The organism is Polynucleobacter sp. 35-46-11 (assembly GCF_002281105.1).
Genome location: NZ_NCFJ01000139.1, coordinates 1 through 5,549, shown reverse-complemented (window position 1 = coordinate 5,549; position 5,549 = coordinate 1). Strand labels below are relative to the sequence as shown.

The 5,549-nt window shown below is 45.8% G+C and carries 8 protein-coding genes; 6 read left to right on the top strand and 2 right to left on the bottom strand.

Translation table 11 applies throughout. The annotated features are described in order from the left end of the window. From B7Y67_RS10130 to B7Y67_RS10120, 3 genes are all read left to right on the top strand, one after another. A partial coding sequence (locus B7Y67_RS10130; RefSeq protein ID WP_293598538.1) for a helicase-related protein occupies positions 1 to 801 on the top strand: 801 nt, incomplete at its 5' end. A 44-nt stretch (positions 802 to 845) separates the two neighbouring features. Continuing rightward, a complete protein-coding gene (selD, locus tag B7Y67_RS10125) occupies positions 846 to 1,910 on the top strand; it encodes a selenide, water dikinase SelD (protein WP_293598537.1) in 1,065 nt (354 codons plus the stop codon). A 27-nt stretch (positions 1,911 to 1,937) separates the two neighbouring features. Then, positions 1,938 to 2,231, top strand: a complete 294-nt coding sequence (locus B7Y67_RS10120) for a DUF1330 domain-containing protein (protein ID WP_293598536.1) — start codon at positions 1,938 to 1,940, stop codon at positions 2,229 to 2,231. 57 nt (positions 2,232 to 2,288) lie between these two features. On the opposite strand, the gene B7Y67_RS10115 is transcribed toward B7Y67_RS10120, so the two are convergent. Further along, the gene (locus tag B7Y67_RS10115) at positions 2,289 to 2,477 is read right to left on the bottom strand and encodes a hypothetical protein (protein ID WP_173942993.1); all 189 of its coding nucleotides are present in this window, start codon (positions 2,475 to 2,477) and stop codon (positions 2,289 to 2,291) included. 330 nt (positions 2,478 to 2,807) lie between these two features. On the opposite strand from B7Y67_RS10115, the gene B7Y67_RS10110 reads away from it, so the two are divergent. The 3 genes from B7Y67_RS10110 to B7Y67_RS10100 are packed head-to-tail and all read left to right on the top strand — an operon-like array spanning position 2,808 to position 4,957. Continuing rightward, positions 2,808 to 4,391 carry a rhodanese homology domain-containing protein gene (locus B7Y67_RS10110; RefSeq protein ID WP_293598535.1) on the top strand — a complete coding sequence of 528 codons (1,584 nt, stop codon included), beginning with the start codon at positions 2,808 to 2,810 and terminating at the stop codon, positions 4,389 to 4,391. A gap of 46 nt (positions 4,392 to 4,437) precedes the next feature. Then, positions 4,438 to 4,731, top strand: coding sequence for a hypothetical protein (locus B7Y67_RS10105; RefSeq protein ID WP_215301082.1), 294 nt, complete (start codon positions 4,438 to 4,440; stop codon positions 4,729 to 4,731). Then, positions 4,721 to 4,957 (top strand): TIGR02450 family Trp-rich protein, encoded by a 237-nt coding sequence (locus B7Y67_RS10100; RefSeq protein ID WP_293598534.1) that lies wholly within the window; start codon positions 4,721 to 4,723, stop codon positions 4,955 to 4,957. The genes B7Y67_RS10105 and B7Y67_RS10100 overlap by 11 nt, the downstream gene beginning before the upstream one ends. Before the next feature lie 52 nt (positions 4,958 to 5,009). Here the strand turns inward: B7Y67_RS10100 and B7Y67_RS10095 are convergent, their stop codons facing one another. Then, positions 5,010 to 5,534, bottom strand: a complete 525-nt coding sequence (locus B7Y67_RS10095; protein ID WP_215301086.1) for a phasin family protein — start codon at positions 5,532 to 5,534, stop codon at positions 5,010 to 5,012. Positions 5,535 to 5,549 lie beyond the last annotated feature (15 nt).

Below are 5,549 nucleotides of genomic sequence, written 5' to 3'. Positions count from 1 at the left end.
GATCGCATGCTGGATATGGGCTTCTTGCGTGATATTAAAAAGATTTTGGCTGCACTACCAAAGCAACGTCAGAATTTATTGTTTTCAGCAACCTTCTCTACCGAGATCAAAGCATTGGCAGATGGCTTACTCAATTCACCAGCCTTGATTGAAGTGGCACGTAGCAATAGCACTAATGAAGCAATTGCTCAACTCATTCACCCAGCAGACAGAAACCAAAAGCATCCTTTGTTAGCACATTTGATTAAATCCAATCAATGGCAACAAGTCCTTGTATTTACTCGTACCAAACATGGTGCCAATAAATTAGTGACCCAATTAGAAAAAGATGGCATCACTGCCATGGCCATTCATGGTAATAAAAGTCAAAGCGCTCGCACTAAAGCTTTAGCAGAATTTAAGGATGGGAAAATTACTGTCTTAGTGGCTACTGATATTGCCGCGCGCGGTATCGATATCGATCAATTGCCCCATGTTGTGAACTATGACTTGCCGAATGTCTCCGAGGATTATGTTCACCGCATCGGTAGAACCGGTAGAGCTGGATCCAATGGCGTTGCAGTCTCCTTAGTCTGCGTTGATGAGCATCAGATGCTCCGTGATATTGAAAAGCTCATCAAGCAAAAACTACCGCAAGAAGTGATAGCTGGATTTGAACCGGATCCAAACGCTATCGCGCAACCAATCCAATTGCGAAGCCAACAGCACCAACAATCTCGCAAGCCTAGACCGGGTAGTGCTGGTGGCGGCAAACCTGCGGTAAAACGGAGCAGCCCGCCAAAGCGAAGTTTTAATCGCTAAATCTCCGTTAATATTGCAAGCACTAATACGTATAGTTAATTGATATGAATACCCAAAGCCCTCAAGAGCCCCGTTTAACCTCACTCTCCCATGGCGGTGGCTGTGGCTGCAAGATCGCCCCCGGAGTTCTCTCGGAGATTCTGAAAAGCGTTCCACAACTACCCTTTCCTAAAGAGCTCTTGATTGGCATTGAGACCTCAGATGATGCCGCCGTATATCAAATCAATGAGTCGCAAGCGATTGTTGCCACAACGGATTTCTTTATGCCAATCGTGGATGATCCATTTGATTTTGGCAAGATTGCTGCCACGAATGCGATCAGCGATATTTATGCCATGGGCGGCACTCCAATACTTGCCTTAGCGCTTGTTGGCATGCCAATTAAGGTGCTATCAAATGCAACCATTGCCCGAATCTTAGAAGGCGGTGCTGAGGCTTGTAGATCTGCTGGTATTCCGATTGCTGGCGGTCACACGATTGATTCAGTTGAACCCATTTACGGCTTAGTTGCTATTGGTATTGTTGACCCGAAACTCGTGAAGAGTAATGCTGCTGCTGAGGCTGATGATGTACTCATTTTAGGCAAACCATTGGGAGTGGGCATTCTATCTGCCGCCCTCAAGAAAGATCTGCTCGATGGTGCGGGCTACCAAGAGATGATCGCCAACACAACTAAGTTAAATTCTGCTGGTCCAGACCTAGCCAAACTGGCTGGCGTTCATGCCTTAACCGATGTGACCGGTTTTGGCCTAGCAGGCCATACTTTGGAACTGGCTCGCGCTTCAAAACTGACTGCGCAAATTGACTGGCAACAAGTACCCCTAATTTCTCAGGTTCAGGATCTAGCTGATCAGGGAGTCATTACGGGCGCATCTGATCGCAACTGGCAAAGCTACGGCTCACAGGTCCATTTACCAAAACAATTTAGCCCCGCACAACAAGCGCTTCTCACCGATCCTCAAACTAGTGGTGGTCTGTTGGTTTCTTGTAGCGCAGATGCCGTGAGCGCTGTGATAGAGATCTTTAGACAGCATGGCTTTGCTAGCGCCTGTGTCATTGGGAAAATGGCCAGCAAGCAAAATCAGTCTCTAGAGGTATTGCTCCAATAAACTTGTTATATTTTTTCGGGGGATAGCATGGGGATTAAGGTAATTGGCCTCATTCAGGTAAATGACCCAGAGGCATTTGAGGAGTATCGGTCTCAAGTGGGGGCTACGGTAGCCCTATATCAAGGGAAAATTGCAAGCCGAGGATCATTTCGTTCATTCCTCTGGAATGAATTGGAGTGCGATTCGTTTAGTGCATTTGTAGAACTAGAGTTTCCGAGCCTATCGGACTCCCAGGCATGGGCTAGTAGCCCAGAATATCAAGGCTTGCTGCCAGTCAGAAGCAGAGCCATGAAGTTAACCTTATTTTCTGTCGGCGAATAAAAATAAAGCCCAGCTCCTTTTGGGGGCTAGGCTGAATTTAATTCGGAGAAAGAAGAATTACTTCTTCGCTTCCATCGCTTCTTTAGCGGCTGTAATTTCTTTACGACGCTCTTTGCAAGCCCCAGCAATTTCCTGCAAAGCCTTACGAGCACGCGCAGCGGATGCCTTAACACCCTTTTCAATAAACTTTTCGTTTTCTGCTTTATAAGTTTCGAAAGCAGCCAACAATGTATCGTGTTGTGACATCTTGTCTCCTATGTAACCGTTCAATGTGTGAGTAATCAGCTCAGAATTAGTATATCCCTATAAAAACCACAGGATTTGATCGGCGATATCAGGGATAACTCTTAGATGCTATAAATCCTACAAAATACAAAAAACAATAAAAAACTAACGGAGACACACGTGAAAATCATCAATAAGTCGTTTTTCAGGCTCAAAATCGTACTTTCGGCACCCTCCCTCAGGGGTAGCCTCAAGATCTAAAAATAGAGCGCTGGAGTGAGGTAGTAATGTGACCTCCTACTCCCCGCATCCAGTATCAGCCGGCATCAACAAAAATCAAGAGAGAAACCCATGTCCATCAAATATCAAGACTACGCATTTGTTCGAAATAAGCTCCTTAAAAAAGAAGAAGTTGCACTGCTAGATATTCGTGAAGAAGATCCCCATGCTCAAGAGCATCCTTTGTTTGCGGCTAACTTTCCGCTGTCACGTCTTGAAGTTGATGCGTTTAGTAAGCTCCCCAGAAAAGATGTCCCCATCGTCACACTCGATGATGGCGAGGGTTCTGCAGAGTTGGCAGCACAAAGACTCTTAGAGCTAGGCTACTTGGATGTTTCTGTTTTTAAAGGTGGCATTCCTGCTTGGAAAGCAGCTGGCGGTGAAGTATTTAAGGACGTCAATGTACCCAGCAAATCTTTTGGTGAATTCGTGGAATCCAAAAGACATACCCCCTCTTTGTCCGCCCAAGAAGTAAAGAAGTTAATTGATGATCAAGAAGATGTAGTGGTGGTAGACGTACGTCGCTTTGATGAATACAACACTATGAGCATCCCAACGGGCATCAGCGTACCGGGTGCGGAATTGGTATTGCGCGTTCCTGAAATTGCCCCTAATCCAAAGACCAAGATCATCGTGAACTGCGCCGGAAGAACACGCAGCATCATCGGCACTCAATCTCTGATTAATGCAGGCATTCCCAACGAGGTAAATGCTTTGCGTAATGGCACGATTGGCTGGACCTTAGCTGGGCAAGAATTAGATAAGGGGCAAAGTCGTAAATTCAAAGAGGTTAGCGAAAGCACTGCGAGTGAAGCCGCGAAACGTGCACGTAGCGTTGCAGATCAGGCTGGGGTAAAGCGAGTAAAGCTTGCAGATATTGCGCAATGGAAATCCCAAGCAGAACGCACCACCTATTTCTTTGATCCAAGAACCCCTGAAGAATATGAAGCAGGCCATCTTCCGGGATTCCGCTCAACACCAGGCGGACAATTAGTACAAGAAACAGAAATGGTGGCGCCGGTTCGTGGCGCACGTATCGTACTATCTGATCCTGGTGGTGTTCGAGCCAATATGCCTGCCTCATGGCTCGCCCAAATGGCTTGGGACGTCTACGTGATCGATGACATCAAAGCTACCGACCTTACTGAGAAAGGGGTATGGACTCCCGCCCTACCAAGCACGCCTCAAATTCAAACAGTAGATGTCAAGACAGCCTCTTCTTGGCTAGAGAGCGATAGCGCAACCATCTGTATAGATCTGAGCACTCATGCAAATTATGTGAAGGGTCATATTCCTGGAAGTTGGTTTGCACTGCGCTCACAGTTTTCAAACGCGATGAAAAATCTACCAACCGCAAATCGCCTCGTCCTCACGAGCACAACCGGTGAACTTGCCATCTTTGCTGCAAATGAAATACAGGCGCTAACAGGATCAGCGGTTTATGTTCTTGATGGTGGTAATAAAGCTTGGATTGATGCAGGCTTAACTCTTGAAAGAGGTGCCACACACCTAGCGTCGCCTCCGCTGGACCGTTATAAACGCCCGTATGAAGGCACTAGCGTCGATCCAGCAGCAATGCAGGCCTATCTAGATTGGGAGTATGGCTTGGTTGAACAGCTAGGCAAGGATGGCACTCATCACTTCTGGGTTCTATAGTTGATATTGGTAGCGCAGTATTGGCGTTAGCAACTTAGAATGCCTTATGTATAAAACAACTGCAATGGTCATCTTATCTTTAGGTCTTTTAGCCTGCGAGAGGGAAACCTACACTACCTGGTCATGCATCGATAGCGCTGGAATCAAGTATCCGATGGTTCTCAAAAAAGCTCAGATGCAGTTTCAGGATCGTCAGTTTGATTACTGCGGCAGCTTGGGGCCTGTGAGCTATTTTGATGTCAAGTGCCCAGCTCAAATCCAAAGCTCTAGTAAAAGCTTCATACCCAGCTCGGGTCAATTAATTAGCAATGCCAATGAATTTCAGTGCAATGCCCTCTAAGAATCAAAACTCACTCAATCCAAAGAAGCTGTTGCTGACTAAGTGGACGGCAGTTAAACCTATTAATAAACGCAAACACTTTCTCGTTAGCAAGGTCATTATTCCGGAGCCACCTGAAATGCCTATTGAGTTCATTGAGCTAGAAGCTGTCTTTGACAAGAGTGTGCAAATCATTCCTTGGCGAGACCTCAAATTAACAGGGATCTGGCTTCAGGGCTGGGTGTAAAAAAGCCGTCATTGATTGACGGCTTTTTTATTAGCAACAGACTTAAAAATACTTACTTCGTTTTCTTCTTACTAGGAGATGAAGTTCTGAGATCCTCAATGTTTTTCTCAGCAGCATCTGCGACTTGGTTCACAATTTTTCGACCTTCTTTAAACATCTTTTGGCCGGCAGTGGACATGTCATGCACTACCTTAGATAACTTATCAGCATGACCTGGAATCTTATCTTCAACATCTTCAAGCCAACTGACTAAAGAGCTACGAACTTTTTCAAGATGCTTCTCAGTGCCATCTGCTGCGTCATCGCCAATCTCTTTCAGAACTGATTTCACTTTCTTCTGATAAACAGTTGCACGCTTAGCAGCTTCTTTTGCGGCAGATTCCTGGAGCTCTTTGAGCTTTACAAGATCGTTCTTAGCAGCTGACTTGGCACTCTCCATTGCATTTTTCATGCCCCACTGAATTTCCTCTAGATGGTGCGCACTGAGGTCCTTTGCGGCATCCAATAATTTATGGGAGTAATCAAATAACTCCTTTGCCTTCTCTTGTTGCCATGCTTGAATGTCTTTCTTGTCCATTACATTTCTCCTGTA

Bases quoted from the DNA above. Each gene is read 5' to 3' on its own strand.
- selD (WP_293598537.1), top strand. From the start codon at position 846: ATGAATACCCAAAGCCCTCAAGAGCCCCGTTTAACCTCACTCTCCCAT.
- B7Y67_RS10120 (WP_293598536.1), top strand. From the start codon at position 1,938: ATGGGGATTAAGGTAATTGGCCTCATTCAGGTAAATGACCCAGAGGCA.
- B7Y67_RS10115 (WP_173942993.1), bottom strand. From the start codon at position 2,477: ATGTCACAACACGATACATTGTTGGCTGCTTTCGAAACTTATAAAGCA.
- B7Y67_RS10110 (WP_293598535.1), top strand. From the start codon at position 2,808: ATGTCCATCAAATATCAAGACTACGCATTTGTTCGAAATAAGCTCCTT.
- B7Y67_RS10105 (WP_215301082.1), top strand. From the start codon at position 4,438: ATGTATAAAACAACTGCAATGGTCATCTTATCTTTAGGTCTTTTAGCC.
- B7Y67_RS10100 (WP_293598534.1), top strand. From the start codon at position 4,721: ATGCCCTCTAAGAATCAAAACTCACTCAATCCAAAGAAGCTGTTGCTG.
- B7Y67_RS10095 (WP_215301086.1), bottom strand. From the start codon at position 5,534: ATGGACAAGAAAGACATTCAAGCATGGCAACAAGAGAAGGCAAAGGAG.